This window comes from Ensifer sp. ENS10 (assembly GCF_014852025.1).
Taxonomy (GTDB): Bacteria; Pseudomonadota; Alphaproteobacteria; order Rhizobiales; family Rhizobiaceae; genus Ensifer.
Map to the genome: position 1 here is coordinate 283,506 of NZ_JACVAS010000006.1, position 19,249 is coordinate 302,754.

A 19,249-nucleotide genomic window follows, 5' to 3' on the forward strand; every position below is an offset into this window, starting at 1 on the left:
GCGGTGATGCATGAAAATGGCATTTTTTAGCCGTGGTGCCAACAGCTTGCAAGGATTGCTCATACAAGTTCGGACGATTTGCGCACAAACGAATCAAGCCGAAACCGGCCGCTGCGCGCGCCCCCAATGGCACTTCGATACAGCTCTCTCAATTGCCCTCTTCTCAAGCTTCATCGCGAATGGCAGACGAGGCGAAACGTGAAGCGGCGAGGAAGGTTCCCTCGATTTGTAGAAAAGCGTCGATCCGCTCAGCCCACTTGCTCGGTGATCCACTCCCGGAAGGCCAGGCTGATGGGGTTTTCGAGCTTACCCTCGGGCACGGCGAGATAATAGCTGTTTTCCGTCTTCATCGGCCGGTCGAGCACGATGCTCAGCGTGCCGGCGGCAATTTCCTGCTCGATCAGGTAACGTGGCAGCAGCGCGAAACCGAGCCCCGCCGTCGCCGCTTCGATCACCATGGAGAACTGGTCAAAACGGTTGCCGCGATAGGCGCCGCGGCCGTCCATGTCGTTTGCCTCGAACCATTGTGCCCAGAGCTTCGGCCGCGTGGCGAGATGCAGCAACGGGCCGGCGACGAGATCCTCGGGGGTCTCGATCGGATGGTTCGCCAACAGGGCAGGGCTCGCAGCGGGCACGATGATCTCGCTGCACAGATAGCTGCAGGTGGCGCGCGCCCAGACCGGTTGGCCGTAATGAATGGCGAGATCGAAGTTCTGCTCGTCGAAATCGAAGGGCGCGGAACGGGAGGCGATGTTCAGCACCGTATCCGGATGGCGCTTGAGGAAGTCGGGAAGGCGCGGCACCAGCCAGCGGCTGCCGAAAGTCGGGAGCGACGCGATCGAGAGCGTCGAGTCCGCCCGGGCCGAAGCCATGGCGCGCACCATCAGTTCCTCGGTCTGATTGAGGAGACGGCGAACCTCGGGCAGGAACTTCTGGCCGGCATCCGACAGGATCACCCGCTGGCGCACGCGCTCGAACAAAAGCACGCCGAGCTGGTTTTCGAGATCCTTGATCTGCCGGCTGACGGCGCTTTGGGTAAGGTTCAGCTCGGCGGCGGCCTGCGTGAAGCTGCCATGTCGCGCCGCGCATTCGAACGCCTGCAGCGTCGTCACGTCGGGAACCAGCCTGCGGCTTAACTTCATTCCAGCCTCGCATCAACATAGTCAGAAGCAACGCGATCAATGGCCAGTTCGATCGGATATGATCCGAAATGAGAATGACCTTGTCCTTCACCCATAGCGCGAGGCGAGCCCCAGTGAAAGAGAATAGTTTCGTATCGGCCGACGACATCCGTTCGGCCTTTTCCGCAGCCATGTCGGTTATGTACCGCGAAGAGGTGCCGGCCTACGGCACGCTGATGGAACTGGTCGCCAAGGTAAACGACGATACGCTCGCCGCCGATCCGGTCCTGAAGGAGCGTCTGGACGCCACGGATTCGCTCGATCGCATCTCCGAGGAACGCCACGGTGCGATCCGCCTCGGCACACCCGCCGAGCTATCGATGATGCGTCGCGTCTTTGCCGTCATGGGCATGTACCCGGTCGGCTACTACGACCTGTCGACTGCCGGTGTCCCGGTGCACTCGACGGCTTTCCGCCCCGTTGGTGACGCCGCTCTGAAGCGCAATCCCTTCCGCGTTTTCACCTCGCTGCTGCGCCTGGACTTGATCGCTGACGAGAGCCTGCGCGCCGAGTCACAGGCGATCCTCGCCGAGCGCCGGATCTTTACGCCCGTCGCTGTCGAACTGACCGAAAAGGCTGAACGTGACGGCGGTCTCGACAAAGCCGACGCTGAGCGTTTCGTCTCGGAAGTGCTCGAAACCTTCCGCTGGCACGACAAGGCCAATGTCAGCGCCGACATGTACAAGCGTCTGCACGACGCCCATCGTCTGATCGCCGACGTCGTCTCCTTCAAGGGTCCGCACATCAACCACCTGACGCCGCGTACGCTCGACATCGACATGGTGCAGGCGCTGATGCCGGAATACGAAATCGCGCCGAAGGCCGTCGTCGAGGGCCCGCCGACCCGCAAGTGCCCGATCCTTTTGCGCCAGACCTCGTTCAAGGCGCTGGAAGAGCCTGTTTCCTTCAAGGATGCCGACGGCGCCTGGAAGGCCGGCTCCCACACCGCTCGCTTCGGCGAGATCGAACAGCGCGGCATCGCGCTGACCCCGAAAGGCCGCGCGCTCTACGACGACCTGCTCGACGCCTCGCGCAAGATCGTCCGCCCAGCCGCCGACGGCTCCAATGCCCGCGAATACGAAGCAGCCCTCGCCAAGGCTTTTGAGCCCTTCCCGGACACTTGGGCAGGCATCCGCGAAGCCGGCCTCGGCTATTTCAGCTACTCGCTAACGGAGAAGGGCCGCAAGGCCGGCGTCTCCCCGGCGCGTGACATCGAAGCGCTGATCGCGAGCGGTCTCGTCCAGTTCGACGCGATCGTCTACGAAGACTTCTTGCCGGTCAGCGCCGCGGGTATCTTCCAGTCGAACCTCGGCGACGGCGCCCAGCAGGACTTCGTCGCCAGCCCGAACCAGAAGCGCTTCGAAAGCGATCTCGGCGCCACCGTGCTCAACGAATTCGACCACTATGCCGGCATCGAGCAGGCTTCGATCGAAAGCTGCATCCGGGCCTTGACCGGCGCGATCGCTGCGGAATGATGCTTTTCTGATGATCGACAAACGGCACATCGACGCGCTGAGCGGGATCCTTGGAAACAAGGGTGTCGTTACGCGTCCTGAAGACCTGGAAGCCTACGAGACCGGCGCGCGCTACGATCGCGGCCGGACTTCGCTCGTGCTGCGGCCGGCAACGACGGAAGAAGTCTCTGCTGCGGTCGCCTATTGCGTCACGAACGGCATCGCGCTGATCCCGCAATCCGGCAACACCGGCCTCGTTTCCGGCTCGACCCCGGATCAGTCGGGCGACGAGGCCGTGCTCAGCCTCGACCGGCTGACGAAGCGCTTCGAGCTCGACCTCGACAATCGCTCGGTGCGGCTCGACGCCGGCTTTCGGCTGTCCGATCTCAACCGGCGGCTGGAAGAGCACGGCCTGTTCTTCCCGATCGACCTTGGTGCCGACCCGCGCATCGGCGGCATGATCGCCACCAACACCGGCGGTTCACGCTTTCTGAAATATGGCGACGTGCGCCGCAACACGCTCGGGCTCAAGGTCGTTCTCGCAGACGAGGACGGCACCGTGCTCGACCTGCAATGCGACCTGCGCAAGAACAACACCGGCGTCGATTGGAAGCAGATCTTCGTCGGCACTTCGGGCGCCTTCGGCATCGTCACCGAATGCGTGCTGAACCTAGAGCGCCTGCCGCAACAGACGGCAACCGCGCTGCTCGTTCCGGCAAGCGGCGCCCATGTACTGCCGTTGCTCCGCGCCATGGAAGAGCGGCTCGGCGCCTATCTCTCGGCCTTCGAGGGCATGTCGAAGAACGCCGTCAAGGCCGCCTTCGCCCATGTGCCGTCACTGAAGAACCCCTTCCAGGGCGGCAACGTTCCTGACTATGTCATCCTCGCCGAGATCAGCCGCACCTGGGCACCGCGCGACGGCGAACAGTCGCTCGACGCGGTATTGGAATCGGCACTTGCCGAGATCTGGGAAATGGAAGAGGCGCCGCTCGCCGATGCTTTCGTCGGCCCGCCGCATGAGATCTGGGCGCTGCGCCACGCTCTGTCCGAGGGCGTCAAGCATCTCGGCAAGCTGATCGCCTTCGACGTCTCCTTCCGCAGGGGTGACATCATGGCCTTCTGCGACCATATGAAGGCCGAAATGCCGGCGAAATTCCCTGATGTGACCGTCTGCGACTTCGGCCATATCGGCGACGGCGGCGTGCACTTCAACCTCGTCGTGCCGAAGGACAGCGACCTTCTCAACGACGAGACCTTCGAATCCCGGCTTCGCGAATGGGTTTTCGCGGTCGCCGTTGAGGAGTATCACGGCAGCTTCAGCGCGGAACATGCGATCGGCCGCCGCAACCAGGCCTATTACGACATTTATACACCAGACAAACTCAAGGACATGGCCGCAGGCCTGAAGACGCTCACCTCGCCGGGAAAGCTCGGCAGCGTGCGCTTCGGATAGGTCAAGCCAGGAAAACGGGAGTCAGACCATGAACATCGCAACCAAAAAAGTCGACGTGACCAAGGAAGCCGCAGCGCTTCTCGAAAAGATGGGCGTCGCCAAGGAACTCTACACCGGCGGCGACATGCCGTCCTACAGCCCGGTCACCGGCGAGAAGATCGGCAACCTCAAGACGGTTTCGGCTGCGGAAGCCGCCGCCAAGATCGAAAAGGCTCATGAAGCCTTCAAGGCCTGGCGCCTGGTTCCGGCACCGAAGCGCGGCGAACTGATCCGCCTGCTCGGCGAAGAACTGCGCGCCTTCAAGGCCGACCTCGGCCGCCTGGTTTCGATCGAAGCCGGCAAGATCACCTCCGAAGGCCTCGGCGAAGTCCAGGAAATGATCGACATCTGCGATTTCGCCGTCGGTCTTTCCCGCCAGCTATACGGCCTGACGATCGCCACCGAGCGCCCCGGCCACCGCATGATGGAAACCTGGCATCCGCTGGGCGTCGTCGGCGTCATCTCGGCCTTCAACTTCCCGGTCGCCGTCTGGTCGTGGAACACGGCGCTGGCGCTCGTCTGCGGCAACTCCGTCGTCTGGAAGCCGTCCGAAAAGACCCCGCTCACGGCGCTTGCCTCGCAGGCAATCTTCGAGCGTGCACTCGCCCGCTTCGGCGATGCGCCGGAAGGCCTGTCGCAGGTTCTCATCGGCGACCGCACCGTCGGCGAAGTCCTCGTCGACAACCCGAAGGTTCCGCTCGTTTCGGCGACCGGTTCCACCCGCATGGGCCGCGACGTCGGCCCGCGCCTTGCCAAGCGTTTTGCCCGCGCCATCCTCGAACTCGGCGGCAACAATGCCGGCATCGTCTGCCCCTCGGCCGATCTCGACATGGCCTTGCGCGCCATCGCCTTCGGCGCCATGGGCACCGCCGGCCAGCGTTGCACCACCATGCGTCGTCTCTTCGTGCACGAGAGCGTCTATGACCAGCTCGTTCCGCGTCTGAAGAAGGCCTATGGCTCGGTCTCGGTCGGCAACCCGCTGGAATCGACCGCCCTCGTCGGCCCGCTCGTCGACAAGGCTGCTTTCGACAGCATGCAGAAGGCAATCGGCGAAGCCAAGACCCATGGCGGCACCGTCACCGGCGGCGAACGCGTCGAACTCGGCTATGATAACGGCTACTATGCCAAGCCGGCCCTCGTCGAAATGCCGAAGCAGGCTGGCCCGGTGCTCGAAGAGACCTTCGCGCCGATCCTCTACGTCATGAAGTACAGCGACTTCGACGCCGTCGTTGCCGACCACAATGCGGTCGCGGCCGGCCTGTCGTCCTCGATCTTCACCCGCGACATGCAGGAATCCGAACGCTTCCTGGCGGTCGACGGCTCGGATTGCGGCATCGCCAACGTCAACATCGGCACCTCGGGTGCTGAAATCGGCGGCGCCTTCGGCGGTGAGAAGGAAACCGGCGGCGGTCGCGAATCCGGCTCGGACTCGTGGAAGGCCTACATGCGCCGCGCCACCAACACGGTGAACTATTCGAAGGCTCTGCCGCTGGCGCAGGGCGTGTCGTTCGACATCGAATAATCGGCGCACTTAAGTAGGATTCGACCATGACCATCAACCAAACGGTCAAGGAGGCGGGCTTTCAGCCCGCCTCGCGGATCTCCTCGATCGGAGTCTCCGAAATCCTGAAAATCGGCGCCCGCGCGCAAGCCATGAAGCGCGAAGGCAAGCCGGTCATCATTCTCGGCGCTGGCGAGCCGGACTTCGACACGCCCGACTACGTCAAGGACGCCGCCTGCGAGGCGATCAAGCGCGGCGAAACCAAGTACACCGCACTCGACGGCACGCCGGACCTCAAGAAGGCGATCCGCGAAAAGTTCCAGCGTGAAAACGGCATTGCCTACGAGCAAGACGAGATCACGGTGGCAACCGGCGCCAAGCAGATCCTGTTCAACGCCATGATGGCGTCGATCAATCCCGGCGACGAGGTGATCATCCCGACGCCCTACTGGACCTCCTATTCGGATATCGTCCAGATCTGCGAAGGCAAGCCGGTTCTGATCCCCTGCGACGCCTCCTCGGGCTTCCGGCTGACAGCCGACAAGCTCGAAGCGGCAATCACGCCGAGGACGCGTTGGGTGCTCCTGAATTCGCCGTCGAACCCCTCGGGTGCCGCCTACAGCGCTGCCGACTACCGGCCGCTGCTCGACGTGCTCCTGAAGCATCCACATGTGTGGCTGCTGGTCGACGACATGTACGAGCACATCGTCTATGACGGCTTTCGCTTCGTCACCCCGGCCCAGCTCGAGCCGCGCCTGAAAGACCGCACTCTGACGGTCAACGGCGTCTCCAAGGCCTATGCCATGACCGGCTGGCGCATCGGTTATGCTGGCGGACCGCGTGACCTGATCAAGGCTATGGCCGTGGTCCAGAGCCAGGCAACCTCCTGCCCCTCCTCCGTCAGCCAGGCCGCTTCCGTCGCCGCGCTCACCGGGCCGCAGGAATTCTTGAAGGAACGCACGGCCAGCTTCCAGCGTCGCCGCGACCTGGTCGTCCATGGCCTCAACGCCATCGACGGTCTCGACTGCCGCGTTCCGGAAGGTGCCTTCTACACCTTCTCCGGCTGCGCCGGCATGCTCGGCAAGGTCACGCCCTCGGGCAAGAGGATCGAGACGGATACGGACTTCTGCGCCTACCTGCTCGACGATGCCCACGTCGCCGTCGTTCCCGGCTCGGCCTTCGGCCTTTCGCCGTTCTTCCGCATCTCCTATGCGACCTCGGAAGCGGAACTGAAGTTAGCGTTGACGCGCATCGCCGACGCCTGCGCGCGGCTTTCGTAACGTACTGCGGACGGCGCCCCGGCGCCGTCCGTCCTCAAAACGTCGGCGGCGTACAGGCGCTGATCACCTCGCAAGGCACCGGCCCGACGCAGCGAAAGCGATGCGGCCGCCGGCTCTCAAAGTAATACGCATCCCCCGGCCCCAGTATCCGCCGCTCGTCATCGACGGTGACCTCGATGCGGCCCGAGAGTACGATGCCTCCCTCCTCGCCATCATGCACCAGCGGCACCTTTCCGGTGTCGGCGCCCGGCTGGTAACATTCCTTCAGGATCTGCAGGCTGCGGCCAAAGAGGTTTTCGCCGATCTGCCGGTAGGAAATCGGCCCCTTGCCGATTTCGACCAGTTCCTCCGCTGCATAAAACGCCTTGCGCGGCTTCTCCGGCTCGAAGGAGAAGAACTCCGCAAGCCCGATCGGTATGCCGTCGAGAATGCGCTTCAGCGCGCCGACGGACGGATTGGAGGCGTTCGATTCGATCAGCGAGATCGTCGAGTTGGTGACGCCGGCGCGCTTGGCGAGTTCGCGTTGCGACAGATTGTGCATGAGCCTCAGATGGCGAAGCCGGTTTCCGATGTCGACTGTCATGCAGATCAAACCTTGGTGTTCAGGTTGTTCGAAATAGCGCAAACACACTGCATCGACCCGATGAAATTCAATGAGTTAAGTGACAGCAGAAAAGGACTTGTTTGGCAAATCAAATCATGGCGTCAATCGCCGACTTCAGGAGGATGCCATGAACCAGCACACCAAACCCAACGCTCCCGTACTCGACAGCTATTGGATGCCCTTTACCGCCAACCGGCAATTCAAACAGGCACCGCGCCTGCTCGCCTCGGCCGAGGGCATGCACTACACCAGCACCGATGGCCGCACGATCCTCGACGGCACCGCCGGCCTCTGGTGCGTCAATGCCGGCCATGGTCGCCGCCAGATTGCCGCTGCCGTCGAGCGCCAGCTGTCGACCATGGATTTCGCGCCCTCCTTCCAGATGGGCCACCCGATCGCCTTCGATTTCGCCGAACGTCTCGCCGAGATCGCTCCGGGTCCTGAGGGCCAGAAGCTTGACCGCGTGTTCTTCACCGGCTCCGGCTCGGAATCGGTCGACACCGCCCTGAAGATCGCGATCGCCTATCAGCGCGCGATTGGCCAGGGCACCCGCACCCGCCTGATCGGCCGTGAGCGTGGATATCACGGTGTCGGCTTTGGCGGCATTTCGGTCGGCGGCATCCTCAACAACCGCCGCGTCTTCCCGCAGCTTCCCGGTTCGGACCACCTTCGCCACACCCACGACCTCGCCAAGAACGCCTTCGTCAAGGGCCAGCCGGAGCACGGCGCCGAACTTGCCGATGATCTCGAGCGGCTGGTGGCGCTGCACGGCGCCGAAACCATCGCCGCCTGCATCGTCGAACCGGTCGCCGGCTCGACCGGCGTGCTCATCCCGCCGAAGGGTTACCTGGAACGCCTGCGCGCCATCTGCGACAAGCACGGCATCCTCCTGATCTTCGACGAAGTCATCACCGGCTTCGGCCGCTTGGGCGCCCCCTTTGCGACGGATTTCTTCGGCGTCACGCCCGATCTGGTGACGACCGCCAAGGGGCTTACCAACGGCGCGATCCCGATGGGCGCTGTCTTTGCCAGCCGCAAGGTGCACGATGCTCTGATGCATGGTCCGGAAAACGCGATCGAGCTCTTCCACGGCTACACGTACTCCGGCCACCCGGCCGCTTGCGCCGCCGGCATCGCCACGCTCGACATCTACCGCGACGAGGGCCTGATGACCCGCGCTGTCGAGCTGCAGGACGCCTGGCACGATGCCATGCATTCCATGAAGGGCCTGCCAAACGTCATCGACATCCGCACGATCGGCCTGATTGCCGGCATCGAGCTGCAGTCGCGCGACGGCGCTGTCGGCGCCCGCGCCTATGACGTCTTCGTCGATTGCTTCGAAAAGGGTCTGCTGATCCGCGTCACCGGCGACATCATCGCCTTCTCGCCGCCGCTGATCGCCGAAGAGAAGCATTTCGCCGAGATCGTTTCGATCCTTGGCGATGCGCTGAAGCGCGCCAAGTAAGTCAAAGCGAAGCAAGTCAAAACAGCGCCGCCGCCGCGGATATCGGCGGCGGCGTTTGCATTTCACATGCGGCGCCGAATCCGGCTAACATCTCTGCGAGAAAGCCGCGTCCTAGCGGATCAGCAGCGCCCGGAAATCGTTGACGTTCGTTCCGGTCGGTCCGGGCGCGAAGAGATCACCACTCGCGGCAAAGGCCGACCAGGCATCATGGCGGGCGAGGTGCAGGCGCGGATCGATGCCGGCCGCCCGCATGCGGGTTATGCTCTCACCGTCGGCAAAGGCGCCGGCATTATCCTCGGAACCGTCGATTCCATCCGTATCGGCGGCAAGCGCATCGATGCCATCCACGCCGTCGATGTCGAGCGCCAGCGACAGCAGCAATTCGCTGTTGCGCCCACCCTTTCCGTAGTCCTTGCCTGAGATCGTCACGGTCGTCTCGCCGCCGGAAAGCAGCACCACCGGCTTTTCGAAGGGGCGGCTCCTGAGCGCCACCTCACGAGCGAGCGCCGCATGCATACGGCCGATATCACGCGCCTCTCCCTCGATCGCATCGGATAGAATGCGCGCCTCGATGCCGAGTTCGCGCGCCTTGGCCGCGGCCGCTTCGAGAGACACGCTCGCCGAAGCGATCACGTGGCATTCATGTCCGGCAAAACGCAGATCGTCCGGATCGGGCGCTCTTGCCGCTTCCGAGCGCAGATGCGCCATCACCCCATCGGGCAGCGCCATGCGGTAACGGGCAACGATATCAAGTGCCTCCGCCGCCGTAGTGCGATCCGGAACGGTCGGGCCGGAGGCGACGAACGCCGGATTGTCGCCGGGCACGTCGGAGACCACCAGGCTGACGACACGCGCCGGGAAAGCCGCCGCAGCGAGCCGACCGCCCTTGATGCGCGACACGTGCTTGCGGACAACATTCATTGCTGAGATCGGTGCACCGGAAGCAAGGAGCGCCTTGTTGACCGCAATCTCGTCGGCAAGCGTCAAGCCTTCAGGCGGCGCCGGCAGCAGGGCCGAGCCGCCGCCGGAAACCAGCGCAACCACGAGATCGTCGGCTGTCAGGTTGGAGACGGCGTAAAGCAGCACGCTCGAGGCCGCGAGGCCGGCTTCGTCCGGCACAGGGTGGGCCGATTGCAGCACCGTGATCCGCTCGCAATGTTCGATCGGGCCGTGTCGTGCCACCACCGTCCCGCTCAACGGATGCTTCCAGAGCCGCTCAAAGGCGGCCGCCATCTGGCTCGCCGCCTTGCCGGCGCCGACGACCACGGTCCGCCCCTTTGGCGGATCGGGCAGATGCGCCTTGATTGCCTCATAGGGGTCGGCGGCTCTTACGGCTTCCTCGAATAGCCGGGTCAGGAACGGGCGCGCTTCGAGCATGATCGTCACTCAATCGGCAATTTCGAGGTCGTAGACGAAGATACCGGCAACGCCGCCTTCGGCCGCAGCGACGATCTTGGCGCCGGTCTTGCGGTGCGCCTCGTCTTCCAGGTAGGCGTCGCGGGCCGCCGCATCGGTGAAGTCGACGATGAAACCTAGGCCATGGCCCTTGTCCATGCCCACTTCCGGGCTGACATTGCCACCGATATGGGCTGCCATGAAACCCGGCAACCGTGATTTCAGCGCGACGATCTCGTCGAAGATCGTTGCTTTCTCCTCCTCGGAGATTTCGGGGCGGAAGCGGATGAAGACGCAATGGCGGATCATGGGGACCTCAACGGATATCGGCGCGGGCGCGCGGGCGGCTGTCGTTACGTTCGTGGGAAAAGATGGCAGGCGGCAGGGGCTGGCGCTCGCGAATGATGTCGGCGCCCTTCTCCCCCATCATGATCGTCGGCCCGTTGGTGTTGCAAGAGGGAACGCGCGGCATCACCGAGCTGTCGCAGACGCGCAGTCCCTCCAGCCCCCGCACCTTGAGATCGAGGTCGACCACCGCCATGGCGTCCGTCCCCATCTTGCAGGTTCCGACGGGGTGGTGATCCGTCTTGGCATTGGCGCAGCCGTAGTCGAAGAACTGTTCATCGCTGATGACCGAATTGCCGGGAAGACGTTCCGCCATCACGAAAGGCTTCAGCGCCGCCTGCTGCATGATCTCGCGGGCGATCTTTAGCCCCTCGATCGACATCTTGCGATCGTGCGGATCCTCCCAATAGTTGGGGTCGATGAGCGGCGCTGCCGCCGGATCCGAGGACGAAAGCCGGACCGTGCCGCGTGAGCGCGGATGCAGATAGGCGGAATTGAGCGTCACGCCGGCGTTCTTCAGCTTTTCGACGCCGGCCTCGATGCCGGAGCCAAGCCCCAGATGGAACTGGATATCCGGCGAGCGCGCATTGGGATCGGCATACCAGAAGCCCCCGGTTTCAAAGAGCGAGGACGCGACCGGACCGGAACGGAACAGCACATATTGCAGCCCGGCCCATAGCGTACGATGAAGTTTCGCCACACCGTCATAGGTGTGGTCGCCGGTGCATTCAGAAATGACGAAGAGATCGAGGTGGTCCTGCAGGTTGCCGCCGACCCCGGGCAGGTCGTGCTTCACCGCGACGCCGACCGACTTCAGGTGATCGGCCGGGCCGATGCCGGACTGTAGCAAGAGCTTTGGCGAACCGATGGCGCCGGAGGAGACAAGCACTTCACGCTCCGCCCGGATGATCTCGCTACCCTTGCCGGTGACGACTTCGACGCCGACGGCGCGGGTGCCCTCAAGCACGATCCGCGCGACGCGCGCGCCGGTCCGGACCGTGAGGTTGCGGCGGTCCTTGATCGGCGAAAGATAGGCAAGCGATGCGCTCGAGCGGCGACGGTTGCGCTGGGTGAGCTGGTAGAAGCCGACGCCCGCCTGCTGGCGGCCGTTGAAATCGTGGTTATAGGGAATGCCGAGTTCCTGGCCGGCGCGGATATAGGCGTCACAGATCGGCAGCGCCGAGACCGGCATTGAGACGCCGAGCGGGCCGCCATAGGCGTGATAGTCGTCGGCAAAGCGCTGGTTGTCTTCGCAGCGTTTGAAATAGGGAAGCACGCTGCGATAGTCCCAGCCGGCGCAGCCGTCCTCGGAAGCCCAGAGATCGTAGTCGGCGGCGTTGCCGCGGGTGTAGAGCTGGGCGTTGATCGAGGAGCCGCCGCCAATGACCTTGGCCTGGGTATAGCGCAGCACCCTGCCCTTCATGTGCTTCTGCGGGACGGTCTCCCAGCCCCAGCTGGCAACACCCTTGGTCATCTTGGCAAAGCCGGCCGGCATGTGGAACAGCGGATTCCAGTCGCCGCCACCGGCTTCCAGCAGCAGCACGCGAACCGACGGATCCTCGGAGAGCCGGTTGGCAAGAACGCAGCCGGCCGGGCCGGCACCGGTGATGATGTAGTCGTAGCTCATTCCCTGTTTTCCTCCGCCGCCGCCATTTGGAACGTTCCAAATTTTCGACGTGATAACTCCAAACCCTGCCCGCTTGCGAGCGTCCGTAAGTCCTGCCTGTTTCCTAGAGTCGGCCGATCGAAAGGCCGCCATCCGCCTGGATGACGGAACCCGTGGCAAAGCCGAAAGTGCCGCCGGCGAGACCGGCCACCATGTTGCCGATATCCTCCGGCTCGCCCCAACGGCGCATCGGCACCAGCCCGCCATCGATCAGTGTGTCGTATTTCGCCGAGACGCCCGCGGTCATGTCGGAGCGGATGATGCCCGGCCGGATCTCGAAGACCGAGATTCCGGTATTGGCGAGCCGGAGCGCCAGACCCTGGCTGAAGGCGGCAAGCCCGGCCTTGGTCATGCAATAGTCGAGCCGCTCCGGCGAACTCATCGTCGCCGAAACCGAGGTGATGTTGATGATCGATCGCGGCGTCACATCGGCCGGATCGGTCAGCATCGACACCAGAACGGCCTGGGTGAAAAACACCGTGCCGCGCAGGTTGGTGGCGACGATCGTGTCGAAATTCTCCGGCAGCAGGTCGAGAAAGTCACCCCTGACGACCGAGGCGATGCCGGCATTGTTGACGAGGCAGCGGATCGGGCCGAGCTCGGCGCGAACGCGCTCAACGGTGGCGCCATGCCCGCCGACATCGGCAAGATTGGCCTCGATGTAGATGGCCCGGCCGCTGTCGCCCGCAAGTTCGGCAAGCGTCTGGTCCGTGGCAGTGTCTGGAGCGCCGAGACCGGTGATGGCGATGTCGAAACCGTCGCGCGCAAGCGCGCGGGCAACGCCGAGCCCGATGCCGCGGCGGCCGCCGGTGACGATGGCGACGGGACGCGTCGATGACGTCATGATCGGAACTCCTTCGCAACGATATGGTCGGCGACGCGCAGCGCCTGGGCGGCAACCGTCAGCGCCGGATTGACGGCGGCGGACGTGGGCAGAAAGGCGGCGTCGACGACGAAGAGATTGGGGTGGTCGAAGGCACGGCAATAGACGTCGAGCGGCGCGTCCTTCGGGTCGGTGCCGATTCGCACCGTGCCGCATTGGTGCGACGGCGTGCGCTTGTCGAAGGCCTGGGAAAGCACGATCGGATAGCCGGCGGCCTTGAAGTGCGCGCGCATCTTCGCTTCGAGCCCGGAAAGTGCCTCCATGTTCGAGCGCCGCCACTGCATGATGATGCCCTTGCCGTCGACCATGATACGACTTTCCGGGTTCGGCAGGTCCTCGGTCATCATGTACCAGTCGACCGCATGACCGGCCATGAAGTCGAAGGCGAAGCGTGGCCCCCAGATCGGCGCATTGGCCTTGAGGATGTCGGCATTGATCTTGCCGAGCAGCTGGACATTGCCGAGTGGCAGGCCATCCCTACCGCCGGTCAGGTAATAGTCGTTCAGCATCAGCGTCTTCTGGTAGATGCTGTCGTTGCGCCTGAACGGATTGATCGCCAGCATGGCGCTGCAATTGTGGTTCATGAAGTTGCGGCCGACCTGGTCGGAAGCGTTTGCCAGCCCCTTGCCGTCGCCGGAGCGCAGCAGGATGGCCGCCGAATTGATCGCGCCCGCCGACAGGATCACCAGCTTCGGCGACAGGCGCTTCCTCTCGCCCCTGTGGGTGTAGTGGATCGCCTCGATCCGCCCGCCCGGGCCTGCCTCCAGCGTGTCGACATGGGCTGAGGTGATCAGCTCGATATTCGGGTCCTTCAGAGCGGCCGCGAGCGATGCGGTCTCGGCATCCTTCTTGCCCTTGCCGGTATTGGGAAATCCATCCCATGGCGTGCGCCCGCCGGCGAGCCACGTCTCGATATCGACACCGAGCGGCAGCGTCGCCGGGTGCAGTCCCTGCGCCTTCAACTCGGCGCGCGCGCGGGCAATCGCCGGCTCGTCCGGTACCGGGCCGTGAGGATAGGGCGAAGCGTGGAACGGCTCGGTCGGGTCCTGGCCCAGCTCGCCGCGCACCTCGAACAATTGCTCGGCCTTGCCGTACCATGGCTCCAGTTCCTCATAGGGAAAGGGCCAGGCCGGCGAGACGCCGCCAAGGTGCTGCATCTCGGTGAAATCTTCGGCCCGGTAGCGCAGGAGCACCGCGCCGAAGAGCTTGGAATTGCCGCCGACGAAGTAGAAATTTCCCGGATTGAATTCGGTACCATCGGGCTCGCGCCACATCTCCCTGGGCCGGAAATGGCCCTTGACGAAGATCGAGCTGTAGCTGCGCGCCTCCGGCGTATCGGGCAGGCGCTCGCCGCGCTCGAGGATGGCGATGCGGGCACCGGAGCCGGCAAGCCCCGCCGCAATGGTGGAGCCGCCGATACCCGACCCGATGATGACGATGTCCGGCTGCTCCTGCATCGTTCGTTACACGATCCGCTGTTGGCTCTGCGGGTCGAAGAACACCGCCTTGTCGAGGTTGAAGGCAAGGCGCGAGGTCTGGCCTGGGGCGATGCGCGCATCGGCGCGCAGGCGGGCAACGACCTCCTTGCCGCCGAGACGGGTCACCGCGAAGGTGTCCGAACCCGCGGGCTCAACCACCTCGATCAGGCATTCGCCTTCGACGATCGCCTTGGCATTGCGGTCGGCCCCGTCAGGATCGGTCAGCGCTTCCGGACGGATGCCGAAGACGACGTCCTTGCCGGCATAGGCGGCGAGCGCGCCGTTATGCGGCACCGCCAGCTTCATCGGCTCAGCGTTCGGGCGCGCGAGCGTGACGGCAACGTCGGAACCGCTCTTTTCGATGCGCGCCGTCAACAGGTTCATCGCCGGCGAGCCCATGAAGTCGGCGACGAACATGTTGGCCGGATTGTTGTAGATCTCCGCCGGCGTTCCGAACTGCTGCAGCACGCCGTCCTTCAAGACCGCGATCTTGGTCGCTAGCGTCATCGCCTCGATCTGGTCGTGCGTGACGTAGACGATCGTCGTCTTCATGCGATGGTGCAGGCGCTTGATCTCGGTGCGCATGTCGACGCGCAGCTTGGCGTCGAGGTTGGAGAGCGGCTCGTCGAACAGGAAGACCTGCGGGTTGCGCACCAGCGCACGGCCCATGGCGACGCGCTGGCGCTGGCCGCCGGAAAGCTGGCTCGGCTTGCGGTCGAGCAGATGGCCGATCTGCAGCATGTCGGCGACCTGCTTGATCGCCTTCTCGCGCTCGTCCTTCGGCACGCCGCGGATTTCCATGCCGAAGGCGATGTTTCCGGCGACAGTCATGTTCGGATAGAGCGCGTAGGACTGGAACACCATGGCGATGTCACGCTTCGACGGATGCAGATCGGCGACCGACCGGCCGTTGATGGCGATCTCCCCCGACGTGATCGGCTCAAGGCCGGCAATCGTGTTGAGAAGCGTGGACTTGCCGCAGCCCGAGGGGCCGACGAGCACGAGGAAACCACCCTTTTCAATCTCCAGGTTGATGTCCTTCAGGATCTCGAGCGAGCCATAGGATTTGCGCAGGTTGCTGATTTTCAAGAAAGACATGAGCTTATCCTTTCACGGCGCCCGACATCAGCCCGCGAACGAAGTAGCGGCCGGACACGATGTAGACGATGAGCGTTGGCAGGGCGGCAAGGATCGCGCCTGCGAAGTGAACGTTGTATTCCTTGACCCCGGTCGAGGACGAAACGAGGTTGTTGAGCGCGACCGTCATCGGCGTCGAATAGGGGCCGGAGAAAGACGCACCGAACAGGAAGTCGTTCCAGATGTTGGTGAACTGCCAGATGACCGAAACGACGATGATTGGGCCGGACGACGGCAGGAGGATGCGCCAGAAGATCTGGAAGAAGCTGGCGCCATCGATCTGCGCCGCGCGCACCAGTTCCGTCGGAAACGCCTCGTAGTAGTTGCGGAAGTAAAGCGTCGTGAAGCCCAGGCCGTAGATCACATGGACGAAGATCAGGCCCCAGATCGAACCGGCGAGCCCCAGGATACCGAGGATGCGCGCCATCGGGATCAGCACGATCTGGAACGGGATGAAGCAGGACAAGAGCAGCATGCCGAAGAAGATGTTGGCACCGGGAAAGCGCCACTTCGTCAGCACGTAGCCATTGAGCGCGCCGATGATCGTCGAGATCGCCACGGCCGGCACCACCATCAGGATCGAGTTGATGAAGAAGGGTTTCAGGCCGGTCGGCTGCACACCGATCTGCGCCGTCGACCAGGCCTGAAGCCAGGGCTCGATGGTAAAGGTTTGCGGCAGGTTGAGCATGCCGCCCTGGCGGATCTCATCGAGCGGCTTCACCGAATTCACCAGCATCACATAGAGCGGCAGCAGCGAATAGAGCGCGAAAAGGATCAGTGCGGTATAGATCAGCGCACGGGTGAGGCGGTTGTGCGAGATGATGTTGTCTGGGCTCGGAGCGCTCATCAGCGTTTTGCTCCCCGGATTTCGGAATAGAGGTACGGCACGATGATCGAGAAGATCATCACCAGCATGATGATCGCCGAGGACGCGCCGATGCCCATCTGGTTGCGGGTGAAGGTGTAGGAATACATGAAGGTCGCCGGCAGTTCGGTCGCCTGCCCCGGGCCGCCGCCGGTCAAGGCGATGATCAGGTCGTAGGCCTTGATCGCCAGGTGCGCGAGCACCACGAAGGCCGACAGGAACACCGGCCGCATCAAGGGAATGATGATCCGGCGATAGATCGTCGAGGTCTTGGCGCCGTCGATCTGTGCTGCCTTGATAATCTCGTTGTCGACGCCGCGAAGGCCGGCCAGGAACATCGCCATGATGAAGCCGGTCGACTGCCAGACCGCGGCAATCACGACGCAGTAGATCGCGTAGTTGCGGTCCTTGATCCAGTTGAAGGAGAAGCTCTCCCAGCCCCAGAGATGCATGGTGTTTTCAAGACCGATGCCAGGATCGAGGAACCACTTCCAGGCCGTTCCCGTCACGATGAACGAGAGCGCCATCGGATAGAGGTAGATCGGCCGCAGGAAACCTTCGGCCCGGATCTTCTGGTCGAGCAGGATTGCCAGCCCGAGACCGAGCACGGAGCAGATGGCGATATAGAGCGCGGCGAAGATCGCCAGGTTGCTCACCGCCCGCCACCAGTGCGGCAGCGCCCACAGTTTCGCGTAATTGCTGAACCCGACGAAATTGTAGGACGGCAGCATCTTGCTGTCCGTCATCGACAAGAAGCCGGTATAGGCAATGAAGCCATAGACAAAGATCAGGACGATAAGGAAGCTCGGGGCAAGGACCAGCTTCGGTATCAGGTCCTGCAGGCGGCTGCGGCTATCCATGAACGTTCACCACTTCTGGCGCGGCCGTCGGGAAATCCCTGATATCGGCATCCGCGCGAGGTTCTGGGTATCGAAGCGCCCTTCCCCGCGTCCTATTGGCCACGGCGGTACGACGACGCTTGCATGTCGGAATGGGTGTCCGGGGCGCTTTGAGCGCCCCGGAACGAGCCCGTTACTTCGCGGCCTCGACCGCTGTGACCAGTTCCTTGACGGCCTCTTCGGACGTCAGTTCGCCGTTGAACTCACGCGTCACGACGTCGTAGATCGCGTTCTTGACGGCAGCCGGGTTGGCATGGCCATGCGCCATGGAACCGAAAAGCTTGCCGTTGCTGTTGGCTTCGGCGAGGTCCTTGATGCCCTTCTTGCCGCAAGCGTCGAAGTCCGTGTCCGGAACGTCGGTGCGGGCCGGGACCGAACCCTTGACGACGTTGAAGGCCGACTGGAAGGTCGGGCTTTCGATGGCCGAAGCCATGGCGAGCTGCGCCGGAACCTTGTCGTCAGCAACCTTGAACATCGCGAACTGGTCGGAGTTGAAGGTGACCGAGCCTTGCGTGCCCGGGAAGCGCATGCAGACGAAATCGGTGCCAGGCACCTTCTTGGCCTTCAGGAACTCGCCCTTCGCCCAGTCGCCCATGAACTGCAGGCCGGCCTTGTTCTCGATGACCATGGCGGAAGCGAGGTTCCAGTCGCGACCGGAGAAGTTGTCGTCGACATAGGAGCGCAGCTTCGTCATGCGATCGAAGGCTTCCTTCATCTTGTCGCCGCCGAGCGCTGCCGGGTCGAGATCGATGAAGGCCTGCTTGTAGAAGTCGGTGCCGAGCGAAAGCACGACGGCGTCGAAAATCGTCGCATCCTGCCAGGGCTGGCCGCCATGAGCAATCGGGGTGATCCCTTGAGCCTTGAAGTTGTCGAGCAGAGCGATCAGCTCGTCCCAATTGGCCGGCTCCTTGCCGCCAGCCTTGTCGAGTGCGGCCTTGTTGATCCAGACCCAGTTGGTCGAATGCACGTTGACCGGAGCTGCGATCCAGTGGCCGTCATACTTCGAGAACTGCTGCAGGGCGGTCGGAACGACCTTGTCCCAGCCTTCCTTGGCAGCCGTCTCGTCGAGGTTGCCGAGCGCGCCTTCCTTGGCCCAGTCGAGAATGTCGAAGCCGAGCATCTGCACGGCGGTCGGAGCGTTGCCCGCGGTGACGCGAGCGCGCAGGACGGTCATGGCTTCCGTGCCGCCACCGCCGGCAACCGGCATGTCGGTCCAGGTGATGCCCTTGCTTTCCAGATCCTTCTTCAGAACGTCGAGCGCGGCAGCTTCGCCACCGGATGTCCACCAGTGCAGAACTTCCACATTCTCGGCTGCGCGCGCGGCGGTGGCCGCCATCATCAGCGCCACAACGGCCGTCGTCGTCATCAACTTGCGCATCGTTATCCTCCCGTTTGCAAGTTTTCGAAGTGGAACCTCCTTCCACCCCGGAATTCGCGCCGCTCTAGCCAGCGGCTGGCCATTTAAAACGTTATAAATTCAGCAAGTCAAGCATTGCGCCATTTTGTATTTTAGCACCTTCAGAACCGATTGAATTTGCTGAATTATATAGCACATATTGGCTTTTGCAGTGCAGCAAACCATGCCGCGATGCGAGATTTAAAAC

At 63.3% G+C, this 19,249-nt stretch carries 16 protein-coding genes; 5 read left to right on the forward strand and 11 right to left on the reverse strand.

The window, feature by feature from the left end; genetic code table 11:
* Nucleotides 1-248: 248 nt before the first annotated feature.
* Complete coding sequence (locus IB265_RS21830) at nt 249-1,142, reverse strand: LysR family transcriptional regulator (RefSeq protein ID WP_057254863.1); 894 nt, start codon at nt 1,140-1,142, stop codon at nt 249-251.
* 113 nt (nt 1,143-1,255) lie between these two features.
* On the opposite strand from IB265_RS21830, the gene IB265_RS21835 reads away from it, so the two are divergent.
* The 4 genes from IB265_RS21835 to IB265_RS21850 are packed head-to-tail and all read left to right on the forward strand — an operon-like array spanning nt 1,256 to nt 6,908.
* Nucleotides 1,256-2,656, forward strand: a complete 1,401-nt coding sequence (locus IB265_RS21835; protein ID WP_057254862.1) for a VOC family protein — start codon at nt 1,256-1,258, stop codon at nt 2,654-2,656.
* Between the two features lie 10 nt (nt 2,657-2,666).
* On the forward strand, nt 2,667-4,088 hold the full coding sequence (locus IB265_RS21840) for an FAD-binding oxidoreductase (protein WP_057254861.1): 1,422 nt from the start codon (nt 2,667-2,669) through the stop codon (nt 4,086-4,088).
* Between the two features lie 28 nt (nt 4,089-4,116).
* Nucleotides 4,117-5,649, forward strand: coding sequence for an aldehyde dehydrogenase family protein (locus IB265_RS21845; RefSeq protein WP_057254860.1), 1,533 nt, complete (start codon nt 4,117-4,119; stop codon nt 5,647-5,649).
* Between the two features lie 26 nt (nt 5,650-5,675).
* Nucleotides 5,676-6,908 carry a pyridoxal phosphate-dependent aminotransferase gene (locus IB265_RS21850; protein WP_057254859.1) on the forward strand — a complete coding sequence of 411 codons (1,233 nt, stop codon included), beginning with the start codon at nt 5,676-5,678 and terminating at the stop codon, nt 6,906-6,908.
* A 34-nt stretch (nt 6,909-6,942) separates the two neighbouring features.
* Here the strand turns inward: IB265_RS21850 and IB265_RS21855 are convergent, their stop codons facing one another.
* Nucleotides 6,943-7,491, reverse strand: coding sequence for a cupin domain-containing protein (locus tag IB265_RS21855; RefSeq protein WP_057255083.1), 549 nt, complete (start codon nt 7,489-7,491; stop codon nt 6,943-6,945).
* Between the two features lie 148 nt (nt 7,492-7,639).
* Here IB265_RS21855 and IB265_RS21860 point away from each other — a divergent pair, with 148 nt between their 5' ends.
* A complete protein-coding gene (locus IB265_RS21860) occupies nt 7,640-8,977 on the forward strand; it encodes an aspartate aminotransferase family protein (RefSeq protein WP_057254858.1) in 1,338 nt (445 codons plus the stop codon).
* Between the two features lie 111 nt (nt 8,978-9,088).
* On the opposite strand, the gene IB265_RS21865 is transcribed toward IB265_RS21860, so the two are convergent.
* The 9 genes from IB265_RS21865 to IB265_RS21905 form a co-directional block, all read right to left on the reverse strand.
* Entirely contained in the window at nt 9,089-10,354 is a 1,266-nt protein-coding gene (locus tag IB265_RS21865) for a glycerate kinase (protein ID WP_057255082.1), read from the reverse strand.
* A 9-nt stretch (nt 10,355-10,363) separates the two neighbouring features.
* Nucleotides 10,364-10,681 carry a Dabb family protein gene (locus tag IB265_RS21870; RefSeq protein WP_057254857.1) on the reverse strand — a complete coding sequence of 106 codons (318 nt, stop codon included), beginning with the start codon at nt 10,679-10,681 and terminating at the stop codon, nt 10,364-10,366.
* A 7-nt stretch (nt 10,682-10,688) separates the two neighbouring features.
* Complete coding sequence (locus tag IB265_RS21875) at nt 10,689-12,344, reverse strand: GMC family oxidoreductase (RefSeq protein ID WP_057254856.1); 1,656 nt, start codon at nt 12,342-12,344, stop codon at nt 10,689-10,691.
* A 103-nt stretch (nt 12,345-12,447) separates the two neighbouring features.
* Nucleotides 12,448-13,227 carry a 3-ketoacyl-ACP reductase gene (locus IB265_RS21880; RefSeq protein WP_057254855.1) on the reverse strand — a complete coding sequence of 260 codons (780 nt, stop codon included), beginning with the start codon at nt 13,225-13,227 and terminating at the stop codon, nt 12,448-12,450.
* Nucleotides 13,224-14,723 carry an FAD-dependent oxidoreductase gene (locus IB265_RS21885; RefSeq protein ID WP_057254854.1) on the reverse strand — a complete coding sequence of 500 codons (1,500 nt, stop codon included), beginning with the start codon at nt 14,721-14,723 and terminating at the stop codon, nt 13,224-13,226. The genes IB265_RS21880 and IB265_RS21885 overlap by 4 nt, the downstream gene beginning before the upstream one ends.
* Before the next feature lie 6 nt (nt 14,724-14,729).
* Complete coding sequence (locus tag IB265_RS21890; protein WP_057254853.1) at nt 14,730-15,842, reverse strand: ABC transporter ATP-binding protein; 1,113 nt, start codon at nt 15,840-15,842, stop codon at nt 14,730-14,732.
* A 4-nt stretch (nt 15,843-15,846) separates the two neighbouring features.
* Entirely contained in the window at nt 15,847-16,728 is an 882-nt protein-coding gene (locus tag IB265_RS21895; protein WP_057254852.1) for a carbohydrate ABC transporter permease, read from the reverse strand.
* Nucleotides 16,728-17,606, reverse strand: a complete 879-nt coding sequence (locus IB265_RS21900) for a carbohydrate ABC transporter permease (RefSeq protein WP_057254851.1) — start codon at nt 17,604-17,606, stop codon at nt 16,728-16,730. The genes IB265_RS21895 and IB265_RS21900 overlap by 1 nt, the downstream gene beginning before the upstream one ends.
* A gap of 172 nt (nt 17,607-17,778) precedes the next feature.
* On the reverse strand, nt 17,779-19,011 hold the full coding sequence (locus tag IB265_RS21905) for an ABC transporter substrate-binding protein (RefSeq protein WP_373419844.1): 1,233 nt from the start codon (nt 19,009-19,011) through the stop codon (nt 17,779-17,781).
* Nucleotides 19,012-19,249 lie beyond the last annotated feature (238 nt).